General features: G+C 71.8%; 13 protein-coding genes and 2 pseudogenes. 10 read left to right on the top strand and 5 right to left on the bottom strand.

Annotated elements, in window-relative coordinates; genetic code table 11:
• Positions 1-6 precede the first annotated feature (6 nt).
• The 9 genes and pseudogenes from ACTMTU_RS02400 to ACTMTU_RS02440 all read left to right on the top strand — a co-directional run.
• Positions 7-2,040 carry a VMAP-related conflict system protein gene (locus tag ACTMTU_RS02400; RefSeq protein ID WP_441261720.1) on the top strand — a complete coding sequence of 678 codons (2,034 nt, stop codon included), beginning with the start codon at positions 7-9 and terminating at the stop codon, positions 2,038-2,040.
• On the top strand, positions 2,037-3,020 hold the full coding sequence (locus ACTMTU_RS02405; RefSeq protein ID WP_441261721.1) for an AAA family ATPase: 984 nt from the start codon (positions 2,037-2,039) through the stop codon (positions 3,018-3,020). The genes ACTMTU_RS02400 and ACTMTU_RS02405 overlap by 4 nt, the downstream gene beginning before the upstream one ends.
• Positions 3,021-3,022: 2 nt before the next feature.
• Entirely contained in the window at positions 3,023-7,927 is a 4,905-nt protein-coding gene (locus ACTMTU_RS02410; protein WP_441261722.1) for an SAV_2336 N-terminal domain-related protein, read from the top strand.
• Between the two features lie 91 nt (positions 7,928-8,018).
• Positions 8,019-9,065 carry a bile acid:sodium symporter family protein gene (locus ACTMTU_RS02415; protein ID WP_441261723.1) on the top strand — a complete coding sequence of 349 codons (1,047 nt, stop codon included), beginning with the start codon at positions 8,019-8,021 and terminating at the stop codon, positions 9,063-9,065.
• Positions 9,066-9,169: 104 nt separating this feature from the next.
• Entirely contained in the window at positions 9,170-10,012 is an 843-nt protein-coding gene (locus tag ACTMTU_RS02420) for a phosphotransferase (RefSeq protein WP_441261724.1), read from the top strand.
• Positions 10,013-10,166: 154 nt separating this feature from the next.
• Positions 10,167-10,565 (top strand): (2Fe-2S) ferredoxin domain-containing protein, encoded by a 399-nt coding sequence (locus ACTMTU_RS02425; RefSeq protein ID WP_441261725.1) that lies wholly within the window; start codon positions 10,167-10,169, stop codon positions 10,563-10,565.
• An 87-nt stretch (positions 10,566-10,652) separates the two neighbouring features.
• Positions 10,653-10,853: pseudogene (locus tag ACTMTU_RS02430) on the top strand (TetR family transcriptional regulator); the annotation flags it as partial.
• Entirely contained in the window at positions 10,853-11,020 is a 168-nt protein-coding gene (locus ACTMTU_RS02435; RefSeq protein WP_441261726.1) for a hypothetical protein, read from the top strand. The pseudogene ACTMTU_RS02430 and the gene ACTMTU_RS02435, both read left to right, overlap by 1 nt.
• Positions 11,002-11,055: pseudogene (locus tag ACTMTU_RS02440) on the top strand (hypothetical protein); the annotation flags it as partial. The gene ACTMTU_RS02435 and the pseudogene ACTMTU_RS02440, both read left to right, overlap by 19 nt.
• Before the next feature lie 248 nt (positions 11,056-11,303).
• Here ACTMTU_RS02440 and fdhD read toward each other — a convergent pair.
• Genes fdhD through ACTMTU_RS02465 form a run of 5 tightly spaced genes read right to left on the bottom strand, consistent with a single transcriptional unit; the run spans position 11,304 to position 17,818 of the window.
• Positions 11,304-12,143, bottom strand: coding sequence for a formate dehydrogenase accessory sulfurtransferase FdhD (gene fdhD, locus ACTMTU_RS02445; RefSeq protein ID WP_441261970.1), 840 nt, complete (start codon positions 12,141-12,143; stop codon positions 11,304-11,306).
• 23 nt (positions 12,144-12,166) lie between these two features.
• Positions 12,167-13,024, bottom strand: coding sequence for a 2Fe-2S iron-sulfur cluster-binding protein (locus ACTMTU_RS02450; protein ID WP_441261727.1), 858 nt, complete (start codon positions 13,022-13,024; stop codon positions 12,167-12,169).
• The gene (locus tag ACTMTU_RS02455) at positions 13,021-14,916 is read right to left on the bottom strand and encodes an NADH-ubiquinone oxidoreductase-F iron-sulfur binding region domain-containing protein (protein ID WP_441261728.1); all 1,896 of its coding nucleotides are present in this window, start codon (positions 14,914-14,916) and stop codon (positions 13,021-13,023) included. The genes ACTMTU_RS02450 and ACTMTU_RS02455 overlap by 4 nt, the downstream gene beginning before the upstream one ends.
• Positions 14,907-16,832, bottom strand: coding sequence for a molybdopterin oxidoreductase family protein (locus ACTMTU_RS02460; protein ID WP_441261729.1), 1,926 nt, complete (start codon positions 16,830-16,832; stop codon positions 14,907-14,909). The genes ACTMTU_RS02455 and ACTMTU_RS02460 overlap by 10 nt, the downstream gene beginning before the upstream one ends.
• Entirely contained in the window at positions 16,829-17,818 is a 990-nt protein-coding gene (locus tag ACTMTU_RS02465) for a 2-dehydropantoate 2-reductase (RefSeq protein WP_441261730.1), read from the bottom strand. Before ACTMTU_RS02465 ends, ACTMTU_RS02460 begins: the two co-directional genes overlap by 4 nt.
• Before the next feature lie 248 nt (positions 17,819-18,066).
• Between ACTMTU_RS02465 and ACTMTU_RS02470 the strand changes: the two genes are divergently transcribed.
• Positions 18,067-19,014 (top strand): beta-ketoacyl-ACP synthase III, encoded by a 948-nt coding sequence (locus ACTMTU_RS02470; protein ID WP_441261731.1) that lies wholly within the window; start codon positions 18,067-18,069, stop codon positions 19,012-19,014.
• Positions 19,015-19,019: the final 5 nt, after the last annotated feature.

Here is a 19,019-nt window from a genome sequence, read left to right on the forward strand (position 1 = left end):
ACGCACTTGGACGCCTTGGGATCGTTCCTCACCCTCGTGGGGCAGTTCGTCGTCCGCGTGCGCGGTGACGGCATACGTGGCGGAACAGGTTTCCTGGCCGCGCCGGGACGTGTGCTCACCTGCGCCCATGTCGTGAGCCCACCCGGCGCCGGCTCGGGCTCCGTCCGTACCGCCGACCGTGTCCGGGTGCAGTGGGCGGGCGGCGACTACGACGGGACGGTGCGGGCGGAGCCGGCCGAGCACCGGGGTGAGCGCCTCTGGCGCTACCCGGACCTTGCCGTGATCACGTTGCCGGAACCGCCGCGGGGCCACTCGTGGCTGCCTTTGTCGGATGCCGTCCCCGCGCTCGGGAGCCGGCTCTACGCCGCCGGCTTCAGTGCCGTGTACGAACGCGGCAGTCCTCAACTGGGCGGCGCCACGGTCGAGTTCGAATCGCCGCACACCTACGACGGCCACGAGATGCTGAAGGTCAAGGGCGGGGAGCTGGCCCCGGGAATGTCCGGAGGGCCTTTGCTGGACCCGTCGTTGGGGCGGGTCGTGGGGCTGGTCACGACAACACGCAAGGACGGCTGGGACCTGGGCGGGCTCGCGCTGCCCGCCTCCGCCGTCCGCGATCGCTTCCCCGACGTGTGGGCCGACAACCAGCACGCGGACCGGCCGGACGACCACTTGTGGGACCTGGTCACAGAGCTGCGGCACGAGTCCGCCCACCGCCGGCTGCTGTCGCACGCGGAACGCCGCGCACTGGTGGCTGCCGCCGCCGGGCTGGGCATGGACCCCAACGCGCTGTACTGGCAGGCGGTCGGCAGACTCGGTCGTGCACCGGACAAGCCTCTGGAGGACTTCACGGCGCTGGTCCGCGAATGCGCCGATGCGCAGCCCGCCCAACTGGGAGCGGTCCATCCGCTGGTGCGTCTCGTCGAACTGATCAGGGCCGAGCAGGCCCGTGGGTCCCGCGGCGACCGGGCACGGATCACCCCGGCCGAGACGACGGGGGACCCGGACCGGATCCGGGACCTGCCCGCCGCCATCGCGTCACGGCTGGGGCAGCCCTACACACCCCTCGAGGAGACCGTCGGTTCGCAGCCGGTGCGGGGACCACGCTACTCGTCCATCGAGGTCCGGCTGTCCCCGCTCGGGTCCAACCGGCGTCGCTACCTGCTCAGCATGTGGAAGCGCACCGACACGAGCGGCGAGTCCGTGCCCGTCCTCTGTCTCGACAAGGGACTGACGTTCAGCCAGGCGCGGGACCACGTGCGCAAGATGCTGCCGGAGACGGTGGCTCAGATGCGGGAGTACGCAGAGAACCTGGTGATCGAATTCGCCCTGCCGACTCCGCTGCTGGCCAAGGCGATGGTGGACGAATGGGATCTCGGCAATGCCTGGGCACCGCTGGGAACCATGTTCGTCGTCGTGCTGCGCGCGTCGGACCGGGCGCCGGTGACCCACGGGAACTGGGTGAGCCGGTGGAGACGCCTCCAGTCCGGGGCGCACGAGGACGTCGCGATCGTCGACTGGGTCGACTGCCACGACGACAGCGACATCGGCGAGATGTTCGCGACCCTCATGAGCACCGAGTCCCTGTCGGTCCTCGGGATCTCTTACCAGCCCGACAGCGGGACGGCGAAGCTGGCGCTGGAGGCCGCACTGTACGCGGGTGTCCCCGCCGCCATCTGGCCCCGGACCTCGTGCCCGGAACACTCCGGGGACGGAGCGGGACACCGGGGCGCCGGTTCCCCGCCGGGCGGCGGGCGGCCCGGCGGGATGTGCGCCGGTGACCGCTTCCAGCGCTCGGTCGCACAGCAGATGTCGGGGCAGCCGCTCTCCGACCTCCCGAGGCTGGTGAAGAAGCTGCGCATCGACGCGCGTACGAGGGGACAGGACCCGGATCACTGCGGGCGGGCCCTCACTCTGCTGTGGGACGACCCCACCCGCGCAGCGCCCGACGCCGGTGCGCCGGCCCTTGCCGGGCCCTCGGACGGAGCCACGGCGGAGCCGAGAACACCACGACGACCCGGTAAAGGAGAGCAGCGCTGGTGAGCGACTGGCGAGTCTTCCGCGGCACCGAGGTGCCGCACGACGGAATCGACACCCTTCCGGCCCCGCCGAGTTGGCGTGTCTTCGACGACGGACCCGTCGTTCCGCCGGTGGTCGGGGGCTGGAGGCCGGCGGACATCGAGCGGGCCAAGCTCTACCGTGCCGACCCGGACGTGCTGGACCTCGTCAACGCGGCCCTCTATCTGAGGCGCCCCCTGCTCGTCACAGGCAAACCGGGAGTCGGGAAGTCGACTCTCGCCCTCGCGATCTCCTACGAGCTGAATCTCGGGCCCGTGCTGCGCTGGCCGGTCACCAGCCGGACCACGCTCCAGGAGGGGCTCTACAAGTACGACGCGATCAGCCGGTTGCACGACGTGAGCCTGAACAAGGGCGACGCCGACATCGACATCGGCAGGTACATCACCCTGGGCCCGCTCGGAACCGCCCTGCTGCCCTACTCCCGCCCACGCGCCCTGCTCGTCGACGAGATCGACAAGGGGGACATCGACCTGCCCAACGACCTGCTCACTGTGTTCGAGTCGGGCGACTACCAGATTCCGGAGCTCGTGAGAGCGGCCCGGAGCCGGCCGACCGTCCATGTCAGCACGGCGGACGGGGGTCCGTCGGTCCCGGTGAGCGACGGGCAGGTGCGCTGCCGGTCCTTTCCCGTCATCGTGCTCACCAGCAACGGTGAACGGGAATTCCCGCCCGCCTTCCTGCGCCGCTGCATCGTCGTCGACATCAGACCGCCCGACCGTGAACAGCTCACCCGGATCGTACGGGCCCGCCTCGGCGACGAGATCAGCGAGACGGCCATGGATCTCGTCGACCGCTTTCTGGAACGCCGCAACCACGGCGACCTGGCGACGGATCAGCTGCTCAACGCGATCTACCTGACCTTCCACGCCGCCCGCGAGGGCGGCCGGGGGCGGGAAGACCTCGCCGATCAGCTGTTGCGTCACCTGCGCGCCGCATCGGCGTAGCCATGTCCGTCGACCGCATCGTCGCCGCGCTGGACGCCGCGGACATCGGTGCCACGGCCACCGAGGTCGCCGAGGCCGTATGGCTCGCTGCCAGGATCGCCGAGGCGGCAGGCACGGTGACCGGGGACGACCTCCGGCCCGTCGGCGACGATGCCGCCCCTCCGGCCGGCGACGCGGCCGGTGACCCGGCCGGTCAGGGCGGCACCGGTCCCGAACCGGTCCATGAGAGCGTGAGCGCGCCGCCCCGGCGGGAGAACCCGGCGCCGGACCCGGCGCCCGCGGACGACGCCTTCCTGTACCCGCCGGAGCCCGCGGAAGCGGACGGACCCGGCGGGCTCACGAACGCGTCGGCGGTGCGCTCACCCGCGGCCGCCGCCCTCCCCGGCGGACTGGAGCTGCTCCGCGCTCTCCGGCCGCTCAAACGCCGGGTGCCCTCGGCACGCCGCACGATTCTCGACGAGACGGCGACCGCGGACCGTATCGCCGACGAGCGCCTGGTCCTGCCGCTCCTGCGGCCGGCACCGGAGCGCTGGCTCAGTCTCCTGATCGTGGTGGACGCCGGTTCCTCCATGGCCGTGTGGCGTCCGCTGGTGGACGAACTGAGGGAGCTGTTCGAACGTCTCGGCGCTTTCCGGGACGTGCGCCTCTGGCACCTGCGACGGGGTGGCGACGGGACGCTCGGTGTCGCCGCACGAGCCGTGCCGACGGACAGCCTGCACAGCCCGCGGGAGTTGGTCGACCCGTCGGGCAGACAGGCGGTCCTGGTCGTCAGCGACTGTGTCGACGACATCTGGTGGTCGGGCGAGGCGCACGACGTGCTCCGCCTCTGGGGGCGCACCGGGCCTCTCGCCGTCCTCCAGCCGCTGCCCCAGCGTCTGTGGCACCGGACGGGAGCCGGCCCGGTGGCCGCCCGCGTCCACTCCACCGCGCCCGGCATCCCCAACACCGGCCTGATCGCCGAGCCGTACGGTGCGACGCCCCTCACGGGACAGCACATCGGAATGCCCGTGCCGGTGCTGGAGATCGAGCCGGACTGGCTCGCTTCGTGGGCCCGGCTGGTCACCGGCGCCGCGCACGGCGGCATCGACGCCATGGTGACCACCACGCCGGCGCGAGGACGGGGCGTACCCAGCCGGCCGTGGCCCGGCGACACGGAACTGGGGGAAGCGGGCGGAGCGACCGCAGCCGACCTGGTCGGAGCGTTCAGGTCCGCGGCCTCGCCACAGGCCTTCCGGCTCGCCGGCTATCTTGCGGCGGCGCCGCTCACACTGCCGGTCATGAGGCTTGTCCAGCACACCATGCTTCCGGGCACCAGACCCGCCCATCTCGCCGAGGTGTTCGTCAGCGGGCTGATCCGGAAGCTCGGCGCCCCGGAGGAGCCCGACCGCACGCCGTACGACTTCGTCCCCGGAGTCCGGGACGTACTGCTCGGAACGATCCGTGCGTCGGAGACCGTACGGGTGCACGAACAGGTGTCCGCCTACGTCGCCGAGTCCGCGGGACGAACCCGCGACACGACGTCCCTGCTTCCCTCGCCGCAGGGGCAGGGGGAGGAGATGCTCGACACCGCGCGACAGCCCTTCGCGCAGGTGCCCGTCGAGGTGCTGAGGCGGCTCGGCGCCGGCACGGGCACCGGGACGGCCGCGCCCGTCACCCCGCCCCCGTCGGCTCGGGAGCCGGAGCCGGAGGGCGAGCCCTGGCGGTCACCCCGGCCTGCCGAGCCGGAAGCGTCGCCGCGCGCCACCGGGGGGACCCCGACCTTCGGCCTGGTCCATCAGCCCATGCTGTTCGTCGGCCTGGGCGGTACCGGCCTGCGCATCGGGGCCGATCTCGAACATGCCCTGCGCAGTGGCCTGTGCGGTCCCGACGGCACGAGGCTGGTCGCAGGGGGCCGTCGGCTGCCCTTCCAGTTGCCCGACTTCCTGCAGTTCGTCTACGCGGACATGAGCGAGTCGCAGATCCAGCGGCTGGCGGACGGCATCCAGAGGAAGCACCGCCCCGCGCACGCCCGTAACTCGAGGGTTCTCGAGGCACTGCTCCCGCCCTACGACAGCTCGCCGGAAGTTACCCGGATGCTGCGGGTCGCGCTCGACGAGGAGACCCGTCACTGGCTGCCGCCGCAGGAGCGGCAGCCGAGGGTGGCACCCCTGCGCCATGGCGCCGGACAGCTGCCGACCGTGGGCAGGGCGTCGCTCTTCGCCGCGATGTCCGGTGGTTCGGGGCCGGCGCTGGGTCAGTTGCGCCAGGCGATCGGAGCCCTCGCGAACTCGGCGGGCGACCTGCGGGAGGTGGGAGGCGGGGCCATCCGCGGGTGCGACGTGTTCGTGGCGTTCTCCGTCGCGGGCGGCACCGGCGCGGGGGTCTTCTACGACTTCCTCCACCTGATCGGTCACGAATTCCGGAGGTCCAGGTTCCCGAATGTCAGGATCTATCCACTGGTGGTGATGCCTTCCGCGTTCCCGCCGGACGCCGGTGGCGGACGCGAGGCGGAGCTCAACGCCGCCCGAGCCCTGGTCGACCTCGCGCGGCTGATCGACGACCAGAACTCGCCCGCTGCGAGCGCCGACTTCGGAGACGTCCTGAGTGAGGGTTCACTGTCCGTGCGGTACCCCGGCGACGCATCCGTCAGGCTGAGCCCGTCCATGGTCCGGACCGCGATCCTCTTCGGTCGGAGCAACGGGATGCAGCCGGACGATCTGCGGCGCTCGGTCACCGCGACGGTGACGTCACTCATCGGCACCGGACTGGAGTCCCGCGGGCGGGACTCCGCCGCGGACGAGTTCCCGTCGTTCGCGGCGAACTTCGCCAACAGGAGCGTCGAGCGCGCCACGGTGTCCCCGACCGGGATCGGGCTCCGGCCCCTGTCGACCAGCCTGGCCGCTTCGCTGTCCGTCCCGGTCGGCGATCTGGCGGAGATCATCGCGAGCCGGCTGCTGGCGCAGGCCGTGCGGGCGATGGACGAGGAGGCGGGCAGAGCCGCCGACGACGGCGCCGAACGGGTACGCGAAATGTTCGACCGCTCCGGTATCGGCCCACTGTGGGCGCGGGAGGTTCCCACCGTGCCGTCGCCGGACCCGCTGCCGAGAGGCACCAGGGCCATTGCGCGGGCGTTGCGCGACCGGCTCGGCGACATGGAGGACGCGCTCGGACTCCTGCGGCGCGATCTGGACGTGGAGGTCCCACGACTGGCCGAGCGCTTCCGGCCGGGCCCGGCCGCCCGTGAACTCATCGGCGAAGTAGGTCCGTTCCGGCTGGAGAGGCTGCTCAACGGGTTGCCGGGGCACCCGCAGCGGGTGGCGGAGCTCGGCTTCGCCGGAGTGCTCGGCAACCGTGCCGACGATCCGGCACGCGCGGAGGGCGTGGACGCCGTCCGTCCGGAGATCCGGCCGATCCGGCGGTCGGTGGGTGGGCTCGTACCGGCCCGTTGGGGCGACCCCCAGGTGCGGAGCACCCTCGACGAGCAGGACGCCTGGTACGAGTGGCGGGGTCGGCAGGAGTGGCACCGCGGGTGGAAGGACCAGGAGTCGCGCTGGCGGCCGCCGCTGCTGCGCACCACCAGGGAGATAGGCGAGCTGGTCAAGGCGCTGCGCGGCCATGAGGAGGACGAGCGCAGTCACTTCGTGGAGCGCCGCAACGAGCTCTACCGTCAGGACCGCGTGGGCGTCCGGTACCTTCTGCCGCCGCAGTGGATGCTCGCCGCCTTCTACGACGAGGTGTTCGGCCGGCTCCTTGCTCACGAGGGCCTTCCGGAGCATGAGGACGCAGCGGGGCTGCTGGCCAGGATCATCCGGTCGCACGACTGGGTGCGTGCCCTGGAGTCCGTGCGCCGCTCGCCGCAGGCCGGCGTCCAGGAGATCAAGCAGGTCGTCGAACGGCGCGTCAAGCAACTGTTCGTCGAATCGAGCGTGCTCGGCGACCGCCCGCTGCTGCCCTCGCTCGGCGTACTGCTGCAGGCCGCGGCCGGCGACGATAACGCCGCCGTCGGCCCGCACTGGCTCGACCAGCTGCGCCACGAGCTGGCAGGACTGCTGCCGGTCGGCTTCGAGCCCGATGGCACCGGTCGGCTGAAGGTTCTCGTCACTTATCCGCAGACCGCCGCGGACTCGGCCGTCGAAACTCTCCTGAAGCGCGAAGTGAGGTGGCCGTACGGGACGGTGCCGGAGCTCAGGGCCGTCGACACGGAGTCGGTCACCGTGGTGCTCTTCCGAAGCGGCATGAGCCTCACGGATGTCTCCGAGGTGCGGCAGGTGCTGCGGTTGTGGGCCGGGGCGCGGGACGCCGCGGGCGTCGACGACTTTCTGCACTGGCGCCAGCGCCTCGGTTATCGCGACGACTGGCTGGTCGGCACCGAGGAGGACCGGCGCCGGATCCTGCACCGGATCCTGTGTGCGGTGTGGAACGGCCAGGTCGACGTTGCGGGGTCGCCCGACTCGCCGGAGCAGATCCGCATCCGCCTCGTGGAGGGCGACGCCTCCACCCTGACGCTCCCGCTGGAGTCCTTGAGCCCGCGTCTGTCCAGCTGGGGGAGCCTGCTGCGGGCCTACGAGAAGTCGGCACTGCTCGGCCAGGAGGCGTGTGAGCTCCTGATGAGGACGCAGCCCGAAGGCCTGGCGGCCACGCCGGTTCCCCCGGCGCCGCTGTTCCGCCACCTCGTGCTCGAAGTGGCGCCGCGCCAGCTCGAGCTGATCGGGGAACTCGCCGCTCAGGGCCATGACGATGAGTGGCTCGAGCCGCTGCACCACTTCTGGAAGCGCACCCTCCCCGACGCACTCGACCTCCGTTTCCCCGACACGATGCGCGGGGCGCAGCCCACTCTCCGCACACTCGCGGGGCTTTCGGCACGGCGGGCCGCGGGACGCGCGCACCGCGAGATATCACCATGGGACGACGATCATCATGAAATGTGATGGCAGTCAGCATGGCATACGGGATTCCCGATCAAGCGGTGGCGGAGGACCATGGGGAGGGCACGACCCTGACCGAGAGCAAGTGGAGCACATGAGCCGCCGCCGTACCCCGCGCCTGCCGTCCTGGCTGCCGATCGATCCGTACATCCTGGCGCTGCTCGGGACCGTGGCCCTCGCGGCACTCCTGCCGGCCTCCGGCCGCGCGGCCGACGTCGCGGGCGGGGCGTCGACCGGCGCGGTGGCCCTCCTGTTCTTCCTCTACGGCGCGCGGCTCTCCACGCGCGAGGCGCTCGACGGGCTGCGGCACTGGCGGCTCCACGTCACCGTGCTCGCGGCCACGTTCGTGGTCTTCCCGCTGCTGGGACTGGCCGCCCGCGGACTCGAACCGGCCCTGCTCACGCCCGAGCTCTACAGCGGACTGCTCTTCCTGTGCCTGGTCCCCTCCACGATCCAGTCGTCGATCGCCTTCACCTCGATGGCGCGGGGCAACGTGCCGGCCGCGATCTGCGCGGGCTCCTTCTCCAGCCTCGCCGGCATCGTCCTCACCCCGCTGCTGGCGGCCCTGCTGCTGGGCGGCGGGGCAGGCGGCTTCTCCGCGGACTCGCTGCTGCGGATCGTGCTCCAACTCCTCGTGCCGTTCCTCGCGGGTCAGTTGCTGCGCCGCTGGGTGAGCGGCTTCCTGGTCCGCCACAAGAAGGTGCTCGGGTACGTCGACCGGGGCTCGATCCTGCTCGTCGTCTACACGGCCTTCAGCGAAGGCATGACCGCCGGCGTCTGGCACCAGGTCACCCCGGTGCGGCTCGGCGCGCTGCTCGCCGTCGAGGCGGTGCTGCTGGCGGCGATGCTGACGCTCACCTGGTTCGGCGCGAAGCGTCTCGGCTTCGGGCGCGCGGACCGGATCGCGATCCAGTTCGCGGGCTCCAAGAAGAGCCTCGCGGCGGGACTGCCCATGGCGACCGTGCTGTTCGGCGCGCAGGCGAGTCTCGCGGTGCTGCCGCTGATGCTCTTCCACCAGATGCAGCTGATGGTCTGCGCGGTGATCGCGAAGCGCCGCGCCCAGGACCCGGACCGCACGGCGCCGGCCCCGCGCCGTGCCCCTGCCGCACCTGAGGCGCCTGCCGCGCTGCGAACCCGCTGAACGAGTCGGACCGGCTGCTCCGACGCGGAGGCGCTGCCCCGCCGTCGGGGGTGTCGCCGTCGCTCCCAGAGGTGTATGTGTACTCGACAGTGAGGGAGGACGGTATGGAGCCACGGGAACTCCGTCGCGCAGTCGAGGCAGGACGGGCGACCGCTTCGGAGCTGGGCCTTCGGGTCGACGATGTGGTCGTCATCCACAACTCGGACCGCGTCGCGCTGCGTCTGGTCCCTTGCGATGTCCTGGCTCGGGTCGCACCTTCGGGGCATCTGGCCGATTCCGAGTTCGAGGTAGAGGTGGCTCACCGTCTCGCCGACGTCGACGCTCCAGTGGCTGAGCTGGACCCTCGGGTCGCCCCACGGGTCCATGTGCGTGATGCCTTCGCCATCTCGCTCTGGACCTATTACGAAGCTGCCGGATCAGAGATCGCGCCGGCGGACTACGCAGACGTGTTCATGCGGCACCATGCCGCCCTCCGTCGGATCGATCTGGACGCACCGCATTTCACCGATCGGGTCGCCGCGGCACTGAGAGAGGTGGACGACCGGGAGCGGTCCCCCGAGCTGACCGATTCCGACCGGGAACTCCTCAGCGGCGCACTCCGTGGTCAGAGCGCCGCGATCGGCATCGACGAAGCCGGCGACCAGCTGCTGCACGGCGAGCCGCATCCGGGCAACCTCCTCAACACGAGGAGAGGCCCGCTCTTCGTGGACCTCGCCACGTGCTGCCGCGGGCCGGTCGAGTTCGACCTCGCCCATGCGCCCGATGAAGTGGGAAAGCACTATGCGGGGGCCGACCACGACCTGATTCACCGGTGCCGCGCCCTGAACTGGGCGATGTTCTCGGCCTGGCGCTGGCGCCGGGACGACCAGATGCCCGGCCGGGACCACTGGAGAGCGGAGGGGCTCAACAAGGTTCGTGCCGCACTTGATTGCTGCGGATCGGGCTGAACTCGAGACGGAGGGGCCCCCGGCCAGTACATGACCGGCCGGACGAGTCCTGGCGGGCGGCCGAACACATGGGCTCAGGGCGGGCACATGGACGTGTCCGGCGTCACCGCGGCCCCGGCCCGGGTGCGGGCCGTAAGGCTGGGAAGATCACCCGGTGACGACGTTCGCCATACGCCCCTTCGGCGCCCGCCCCTGCACCCTGGTCGTCTGCCGTGGCTGTTGCTGCGGTGACGCACGCAAGAACCCCGGTACCGATCACGCCGGGCAGCTCGCCAGACTGCGGGACGCCGCCGCGTCCGGGGGGCGGCTCGCGGTGCGGACCAGTGACTGTCTCGGGCCGTGCGGCCAGGCCAACGTGATCGTCGTGCAGCCGTCGACCGAGGGACGCCGCCGCGGGGCGCGTGCCGCGTGGATCGGCTGGGCGCTCGACGACGACGCCACCGACGACGTGCTGGCGTGGGCGGCGGCCGGCGGGCCGGGGATCGCCGAACCGCCGGCGACGCTCACGCTCCAGATGATCCCGCCGCCGTCCGGCGGCGTCCGCACGCGGTAGCGGCGGACGCTGCTCCGTGCGCGGCCGGCCGGCCGGGACGGCGGCGGGACAGGTCAGCAGCTGCTGGCCGCGGTCCCCCTCGGTCACCTGCAAGCCTGCCTGGCGGAGGCGCTCTCCCCCGAGCACGCGGTCCGCGAGCTCGGCGCGATCGAGCTGTCCCAGCCGCTGCCCGACCGGCTCACGGAGGCGGCGGCCCAGGCGTTGCAGGCGCACCTGTCCCGGATGGGTGCGATCGCCGGCCTGCTGCACGCCTCCGGGCACCGCAGCGGCAAGCACCCCGGCACGGTGTGGCGGTCGCGGACCCGCTGCTGGGGCACCGGCTGCGGATCGTCGAGAGCGAGCAGACGCTCGACATCGGCGCGGTGCCGGTGGTGTCGGCCGCGCTGCCGGCGGCCCTCGCTCCGTCTGGACCGGGGTGGCCGTCGCCGTACTGGTCATGTCCGTCCTGCCGTTGACCGGCGACGCCATGGACGGCGGCACCCGGGCCACGCCGGCCCTGATGCACCTGGCAGTGGCGGCGGTGCTGATCCGGGCCTGCGCACGAAGGACGCCGCCGGGGCGACACCGCCCTCGCCCAGTACGCCGCGAACAGGACCGGACGGACGCAGCCCCGCCTGACACGGCCGGTGCGCGCCGGGCGCGGGACCGACCGCTGAGCCGCCGCGCACACGGAAGGACCCGGCCGGCGCAGGGGGCGCTCCCCGCCGGCCGGGTCCGTATCCCGTGCAGCGGGGCGCGTCATACCCCAGTGCGCAGGGCGATGCGCTCGTCGCCCGCGTACACGTTCATGTTGTTGCCGCGCAGGAAGCCGATCAGCGTCAGACCGGTCTCCGCCGCCAGGTCCACCGCCAGCGACGAGGGCGCGGACACGGCGGCCAGCACCGGGATGCCCGCCATCACCGCCTTCTGCGCCAGCTCGAACGACGCCCGCCCCGAGACCAGGAGGATCGACCGGGACAGTGGCAGCCGGTCGTCCGTCAGAGCCCGGCCGACGAGCTTGTCGACGGCGTTGTGCCGGCCGACGTCCTCACGGATGTCGAGCAGCTCGCCCTCCGGCGAGAACAGCGCCGCCGCATGCAGGCCCCCGGTCCGGTCGAAGACCCGCTGCGCCGCCCGAAGCCGGTCGGGGAGGCCGGCGAGCAGAGCGGGCTCGACGCGGACCGGGGGAGTGTCGGCGATCGGGAAGTGCGCCGTGGTGCGTACGGCGTCCAGGCTGGCCTTGCCGCACAGGCCGCAGGACGACGTGGTGTAGACGTTCCGCTCGAGGGTGATGTCCGGGACCGGGACGCCGTCCGCGAGCGCCACGTCCACCACGTTGTACGTGTTGGTGCCGTCCTCCTTGGCGCCCGCGCAGTACACGATCGACCGCACCTGGGAGGCGGCGTGCAGCACGCCCTCGCTGACCAGGAAACCCGCCGCGAGCGCGAAATCGTCGCCCGGGGTGCGCATGGTGATGGCGAGCGGCTTGCCGTTCAGCCGGATCTCCAGCGGTTCCTCGGCCACCAGCGTGTCGGGACGGGACGTGACCACCCCGTCCCTGATGCGGATGGTGCGGCGGCGCTCCGTGACCCGTCCCATGGCGATCAGTCCCATTCGTTCGTTCAGCGCTGCTGTACGTGTTGGTAGCCGAAACGGCCCTTGATGCAGAGGTTGCCGTGGGTCACCGGGTTGTCGTGCGGCGAGGTGACCTTGACGATCTCATTCTCCTGCACATGGAGGGTGAGGTTGCAGCCCACGCCGCAGTACGCGCAAACCGTCGTCGTCTCGGTCTGGGCCGACTCGTCCCAGGTCCCGGCCGCCCGCATGTCGAACTCCGACTTGAAGGAGAGTGCCCCCGTCGGACACACCTCGATGCAGTTGCCGCAGTACACGCACGCCGAGTCGGTCAGGGGCGCGTCGTGCTCCGTGGAGATACGGGCGTCGAAACCGCGCCCCGCGACGGCGATGGCGAACGTGTTCTGCCACTGGTCGCCGCAGGCGTCGACGCACTTGTAGCAGAGGATGCACTTGTCGTAGTCGCGGACGTAGAGGTCGTTGTCGATCTTCGGTTCCTCGTTCATCCGGGCCGCTTCCGGGCCGAAGCGGTCCGGCTTGGCCTCGTACTCCTTGATCCACTCGGCGGCCCGCGGCGTCGTGGACAGATCCGTGGACGAGGCCAGCAGCTCCAGTACGACCTTTCGGCTGTGCCGGGCGCGCTCCGTGTCGGTCAGCACCGTCATGCCGGGCTCGGCGCGGCGGGAGCACGCGGGCGCGAGGGTCCGTGCGCCCTCGACCTCCACGACGCACACCCGGCAGGCGTTCTTGGGGGTCAGCGTGTCGCCCTGGCAGAGCGTCGGTATGTCCTTGCCCGCGGCACGGCACGCGTCGAGGATCGTGTCGCCCTCGGGGACTCTGACCTCCTGGCCGTCGAGGGTGAACTCGACCAGCCGGCGCGGCATATGGAGGGGGATGGCGGTCATTCGTAGGCTCCCAGCCGGTCGATGGCGGATTCGACGGCGTTCCAGGCGGTCTGCCCGAGGCCGCAGATCGAGGCGTCCCGCATGGCGCGGCCGACCTCGCGCAGCAGGGCGATGTCACCCGCCGCGTCGGCGCCCGTACGGTCCTTGATGCGGTGCAGCGCCTCCTCCTGGCGGACCGTGCCCACCCGGCAGGGCACGCACTGGCCGCAGGACTCGTCGCGGAAGAACTCCGCGATGCGCAGCAGGACGCGCGGCAGTTCGACGGTGTCGTCGAGGACGAGCACCACACCGGAGCCCAGCGTCGTACCGGCTGCGCGGGTGCCCTCGAAGGTGAGCGGGATGTCCAGTTCGTCGGGGCGTACGAAGCTGCCGGCCGCCCCGCCGAGGAGGACCGCGCGCATCGTGTCCGGCGGACCGGCGAGCTCGATCAGCTCGCGCAGGGTGACACCGAACGGCAGCTCGTAGATGCCGGGACGGGCGACGTTGCCGGACAGGCAGAACAGCTTCGTCTCCTCCGTCCGGCCGGTGAGGATCGGCAGGACGTTGACGAGCGTCTCGACGTTGTTCACGGCCGTCGGCTTGCCGAACAGGCCCTTCTCCACCGGGAACGGCGGCTTGGTGCGCGGCTCGCCCCGGTAACCCTCGACGGAGTTGAAGATCGCGGTCTCCTCGCCGCAGATGTAGGCGCCCGCGCCGCGCCGGATCTCGATGTCGAAGGCGTAGCCCTGGCCGAGGACGTCCTCGCCGAGGAGTCCGCGGGCGCGGGCGGAGGCGATGGCGTTCTCCAGGAGGCGGAGCGCGCGGGGGTACTCGCCGCGGAGGTACAGGAAGCCCTTGTGGGCGCCGATCGCGTAGCCGGCGATCGTCATCGCCTCGATCAGGGCGTACGGATCGCCCTCCATCAGCACCCGGTCCTTGAAGGTGCCCGGCTCGCTCTCGTCCGCGTTGCAGACCAGGTAGTGGGGGTGGTCGGCCTGCGACGCGGTCGCCTGCCACTTCCGCCCGGTGGGGAACGCCGCCCCGCCGCGCCCGAGGAGCCCCGCGTCGGTGACCTCCCGGACGACACCGGCGGGGCCGAGGGCGAAGGCGCGGCGGAGGGCGGCGTAGCCGCCGTGGGCGCGGTAGTCGTCGAGGGAGGCGGGGTCGACGACGCCGACGCGTGCGAGCAGGGTCAGCGCCGGGTCCCCCGCCTGGGGGACGGCCGCGCCGGCCGAGGGCTCAGCGGGCGCGAGGTCCGGGGCGGCGGTGGCGGCGGCGAGGGCGGTGGGGGTGGCGGGAGCGATGACGGCGGTGGCGTAGGCGGGCCCTTCCCCGCCCCGCCCCTTTCCGACCCGGGGCTCCGCCCCGTCCTCCACGCCGGGGGCTCCGCCCCCGGACCCCCGCGCCTCGAACGCCGGCGTGGCCGGAGTTTCCGGCGACCCCGCGCGGATCAGCAGGGCCGCCGGGGCGCGTTCGCAGAGGCCCAGGCAGGGGCTGGGCTGGACGGAGACGTCCGGGCCGAGGGCGTCCGCCGCCGACAGGGAGCCGCCGCGCGCCGCGCACGCCAGGTCCGTGCACACGTGCAGCACCTTCGCCGGCCGGGGACGCACCGAGAACATGGAGTAGAACGTCGCCACCCCGTACGCCTCCGCCGGCGGCACCGTCAGACGCCGGCAGATGTAGTCGAGCGCCCCTTCGCTCAGCCATCCCACCCGGTCGTTGACCGCGTGCAGCGCCGGGAGCAGCAGGTCGCGGCGGTCCCTGGCCGCCGCGCCGCCGCGCGCCCAGCGCAGCTCGTCGGACGAGCGGTCGGAGCCGCCCTCCCAGCCGGTCTCCGGCGCGCCGAGCAGCGCGTCGACCGCGTCCCGTTCCTCGTCCGTCGCCTTCGCGGTTTCCGTGAACTTCAGGTCCATGCGGGCACCAGCTTCTCGATCCGGACGGCCGAGGCCTTGAATTCCGCGGTACCGGCGATCGGGCAGTTCGCCTCGATCGTCAGGGAGTTGGTGTCGACCTCGTCGGGGAAGTGCATCGTCATGAAGGCGAGTCCCGGCCGCAGCCCGGGGTCCACCCACACGGGGGCGGTCACCGAGCCCCGGCGTGAGGTGACGCGGACCTCCTCTCCGACCCGTACGCCGTACGCCTCCGCGTCCTCGGGGCAGAGTTCGATGTACTCGCCGCGCCGCAGCGGCGAGGCGAAACTGCCGCTCTGCACACCGGTGTTGTAAGAGTCGAGCCGGCGGCCGGTCGTCAGCCGCAGCGGGTACGACTCGTCGGTGAGGTCGACCGGCGGGTCGTGCCGCACGAGCCCGAACTCGGCGGGCGCCCCGCGCCTGGCCGGGTCCTTCTCCCACAGCCTGCCGTGCAGGAAGCTCGACGGCAGTTCGGAGACGTCGGGGCACGGCCACTGGAGGCCCTGGTGCTCCTCCAGCCTCTCGTACGTCATGCCGTAGTGGTCGGGGGAGAGCGAGCGCAGTTCGTTCCAGACGGCCTCGGAGTCGTCGAACTTCCAGTCGTGGCCCAGCCGTTCGGCGACGTCGCAGATGATGGCGATGTCGTCACGGGCCTCGCCCGGCGGGACGAGCGCGGCCCGCACCCGCTGCACCCGGCGTTCGCTGTTGGTGGTGGTGCCGTCCGTCTCCGCCCAGCCCGCCGTCGCGGGCAGTACCACGTCCGCCAGCTCGGCGGTCCTCGTCAGGAAGATGTCCTGCACGACCAGGTGGTCGAGTGAATCGAGTCGCCGTACGGCCTGCCCGCTGTCCGCCTCCGACTGGGCCGGGTTCTCGCCGATGCAGTACACGGCACGGAGCTCACCGCTCTCCATCGCCTCGAACATCTCGGTCAGCGTCTTGCCGTAGCGGGGCTGGATGGCCGCGCCCCAGGCGCGTTCGAACTTCTCGCGCGTCGCGGGGTGGAGGATGTCCTGGAAGCCCGGCAGCCGGTTGGGGATCGCGCCCATGTCGCCGCCGCCCTGCACGTTGTTCTGGCCGCGCAGCGGCTGCACGCCGGCGCCGTACCGGCCGACGTGACCGGTGAGCAGGGCGAGGTTGATCAGCGCCCGGACGTTGTCGGTGCCGTTGTGGTGCTCGGTGATGCCGAGGGTCCAGCAGAGCTGCGCGCGTTCGGCGGTGGCGTAGGCGTGCGCCAGTTCCCGGATCGCCGCGGCGGGCACGCCCGTCACCTTCTGCGCGGCGCTCAGCGTCCACGGCTCGACGAGTTCCGCGTACTCCTCGAAGCGGGTCGTCGCGCGTTCCACGAAGGCCCGGTTGACCAGGCCGGCGTGGATGATCTCGCGTCCGACGGCGTGGGCGAGCGGGATGTCGGTGCCGACGTTGAGGCCGAGCCAGCTCTCCGCCCACTCGGCGGTCGAGGTGCGGCGCGGGTCGACCGCGTACATCTTCGCGCCGTTGCGTATCCCCTTCAGTACGTGCTGGAAGAAGATCGGGTGCGCGAAGCGGGCGTTGGAGCCCCACATGACGATCAGGTCGGTGTGGTCGACCTCCTCGTAGGAGGAGGTGCCGCCGCCGGAGCCGAAGACCGCGGACAGGCCCGCCACGCTGGGCGCGTGACAGGTGCGGTTGCAGGAGTCGACGTTGTTGGTGCCCATCACGACGCGGGTGAACTTCTGTGCCACGTAGTTCATCTCGTTGGTGGCGCGGGCGCAGGAGAGCATCGCGAAGGCATCGGGCCCGTGCGCCTCGCGGGTCCGCCGGAAACCGGCCGCGGCCCGCTCCAGCGCCTCGTCCCAGCTCGCCCTGCGCAACTGTCCGTCGTCGCCGCGGACCAGTGGATGAGTGAGCCTCGGATACCGCTTCTGCGGCTTCTTCTTCATGCTGCGCTCCCTGTGGAGGGGATCGAGGTCGATGCGAGGAGGTCGGCGAGTGCGTGCACGGCGCACAGCTTCGGTACGGGGGTCTTCGTCAGCGCGGCCAGTTCGACGACGGCGGCCAGCAGCACGTCCAGCTCGAGCGGTTTGCCCTTCTCCAGGTCCTGGAGGGTGGACGTCTTGTGGTCGCCCACGCGCTCCGCGCCGGCGAGACGCCGCTCGACGGAGATCTCCGGACGGCAGCCGACGGCCGCGGCGACCTCGAGCGTCTCGTGCATCATCGTCTCGACCAGCGCCTTCGTGTCCCGGTGGCGGCAGATCTGCGCCATCGTGGCCCGGGACAGCGCGCTGATCGGGTTGAAGGAGATGTTGCCGAGCAGCTTGATCCAGATGTCGTTGCGCAGATCCGGCTCGACGGGGCACTTCAGCCCGCCGGCGACCATGGCGTCGCTGAACTCGACACAGCGCGGCGACACGGTCCGGTCCGGCTCGCCGATGGAGAACCGGGTCCCTTCCAGGTGCCGTACGACGCCGGGCGCCTCTAGTTCCGTGGCGGCGTAGACGACACAGCCGATGGCGCGTTCCGGCGGCAGGGTCGCGCTGACGGCGCCGCCCGGGTCGACGCTTTCGATGCGGCGGCCGGCGTAGGGGCCGGGCAGGCCGTGGAAGTACCACCACGGGATGCCGTTCTGGGCGGCGATGACGGAGGTGCGCTCGTGCAGCAGCGGGTGCACCAACGGGCCCGACGCGGCGTACGAGTTGGCCTTGAGACCGAGGAAGACATGGTCGACGGGGCCGACGGACGACGGGTCGTCGGTGGCGTTCGGACGGGCGGTGAAGTCACCGCGGGGACTGAGCACACGGACTCCGTCGCGGCGCATGGCCGCGAGGTGGGCGCCGCGGGCGATGAGATGGACCTCGGCGCCGGCGCGGTGGAGCGCGGCCCCGACATACGCGCCGATGGCTCCGGCGCCGACAACTGCGACTTTCACGGGGCTCTCCGTTCGGTTGACGACCGAGCGAGGGAGGAATGTGATGAGGGTGAGTCGACAGAATATTGTCTACAGTATGCCTTTCAGGGGGTCAAGGGTCGTGCCGCACGGAGCCGGCAGGCGCCGCGCACCCTTCGGGAAGCTCCAAAGTCCGGGGCGGGAAGCTGTGGGATCACATGCCGCCGTACCGGTCGGTAGCAGCCAAGACTGGGTGTTTCCTGCCTTACTGATCGAGGAGAACGCCATCCATGACCGGCTCACGTGTCGTCGCGCTCGGGCACTACCAGCCCTCCAAGGTGCTCACCAACGACGACCTGGCGGCCATGGTCGACACCAGTGACGAGTGGATCCGCAGCCGTGTCGGCATCCGGACCCGTCATGTCGCGGGCCCCGACGAGCCGGTCGACGAGCTCGCGGCGCACGCCGCGGCCAAGGCGCTGGCCGCCGCCGGGATGACGGCCGCCGACATCGATCTGGTGCTGGTGGCGACGTCGACGGCCGTCGACCGCTCGCCCAACACGGCGGCGCGGGTGGCGGCCCGGCTGGGCATGGGCTCGCCCGCGGTGATGGACCTCAATGTCGTCTGCGCCGGCTTCACCCACGCGCTCGCCACCGCCGACCACACCCTGCGGGCCGGCGCGGCCTCCCGCGCGCTGGTCATCGGGGCGGACAAGATGGCCGACATCGTGGACTGGACCGACCGCTCGACCTGCGTCCTCGTCGGTGACGGCGCCGGCGCGGCCGTGGTGGAGCGCGTCCCCGAAGGGCAGGAGCCGGGCATCGGCCCGGTGCTGTGGGGTTCGGTCCCCGAGATGGGGCACGCCGTACGGATCGAGGGCACTCCGCCGCGTTTCGCGCAGGAGGGCCAGGCCGTCTACCGGTGGGCCACCACGCAGCTGCCGCCGATCGCCCGCAAGGTCTGCGAACGGGCGGGGGTCGCGCCGGAGGACCTCGCGGCCGTGGTCCTGCACCAGGCCAACCTGCGGATCATCGAGCCGCTCGCGCAGAAGATCGGCGCCGTCAACGCCGTCGTCGCCCGCGACGTCGTCGACTCCGGCAACACCTCGGCCGGGTCGATCCCGATGGCGCTGTCCAAGCTGGTCGAACGCGGTGACATCCGGTCGGGCGACCCGGCACTGCTGTTCGGGTTCGGCGGCAACCTCTCGTACGCGGGCCAGGTCGTCCGCTGCCCCTGACGCCC

Origin of the sequence: Streptomyces sp. OZ13 (assembly GCF_052068155.1) — a bacterium.
GTDB lineage: Bacteria > Actinomycetota > Actinomycetes > Streptomycetales > Streptomycetaceae > Streptomyces.

What these genes read in the sequence shown, in the direction of transcription:
- ACTMTU_RS02410 (WP_441261722.1), top strand. Translation starts at nt 3,023, where the DNA reads ATGTCCGTCGACCGCATCGTCGCCGCGCTGGACGCCGCGGACATCGGT.
- ACTMTU_RS02415 (WP_441261723.1), top strand. Translation starts at nt 8,019, where the DNA reads ATGAGCCGCCGCCGTACCCCGCGCCTGCCGTCCTGGCTGCCGATCGAT.
- ACTMTU_RS02420 (WP_441261724.1), top strand. Translation starts at nt 9,170, where the DNA reads ATGGAGCCACGGGAACTCCGTCGCGCAGTCGAGGCAGGACGGGCGACC.
- fdhD (WP_441261970.1), bottom strand. Translation starts at nt 12,143, where the DNA reads ATGGGACGGGTCACGGAGCGCCGCCGCACCATCCGCATCAGGGACGGG.
- ACTMTU_RS02450 (WP_441261727.1), bottom strand. Translation starts at nt 13,024, where the DNA reads ATGACCGCCATCCCCCTCCATATGCCGCGCCGGCTGGTCGAGTTCACC.
- ACTMTU_RS02455 (WP_441261728.1), bottom strand. Translation starts at nt 14,916, where the DNA reads ATGGACCTGAAGTTCACGGAAACCGCGAAGGCGACGGACGAGGAACGG.
- ACTMTU_RS02460 (WP_441261729.1), bottom strand. Translation starts at nt 16,832, where the DNA reads ATGAAGAAGAAGCCGCAGAAGCGGTATCCGAGGCTCACTCATCCACTG.
- ACTMTU_RS02470 (WP_441261731.1), top strand. Translation starts at nt 18,067, where the DNA reads ATGACCGGCTCACGTGTCGTCGCGCTCGGGCACTACCAGCCCTCCAAG.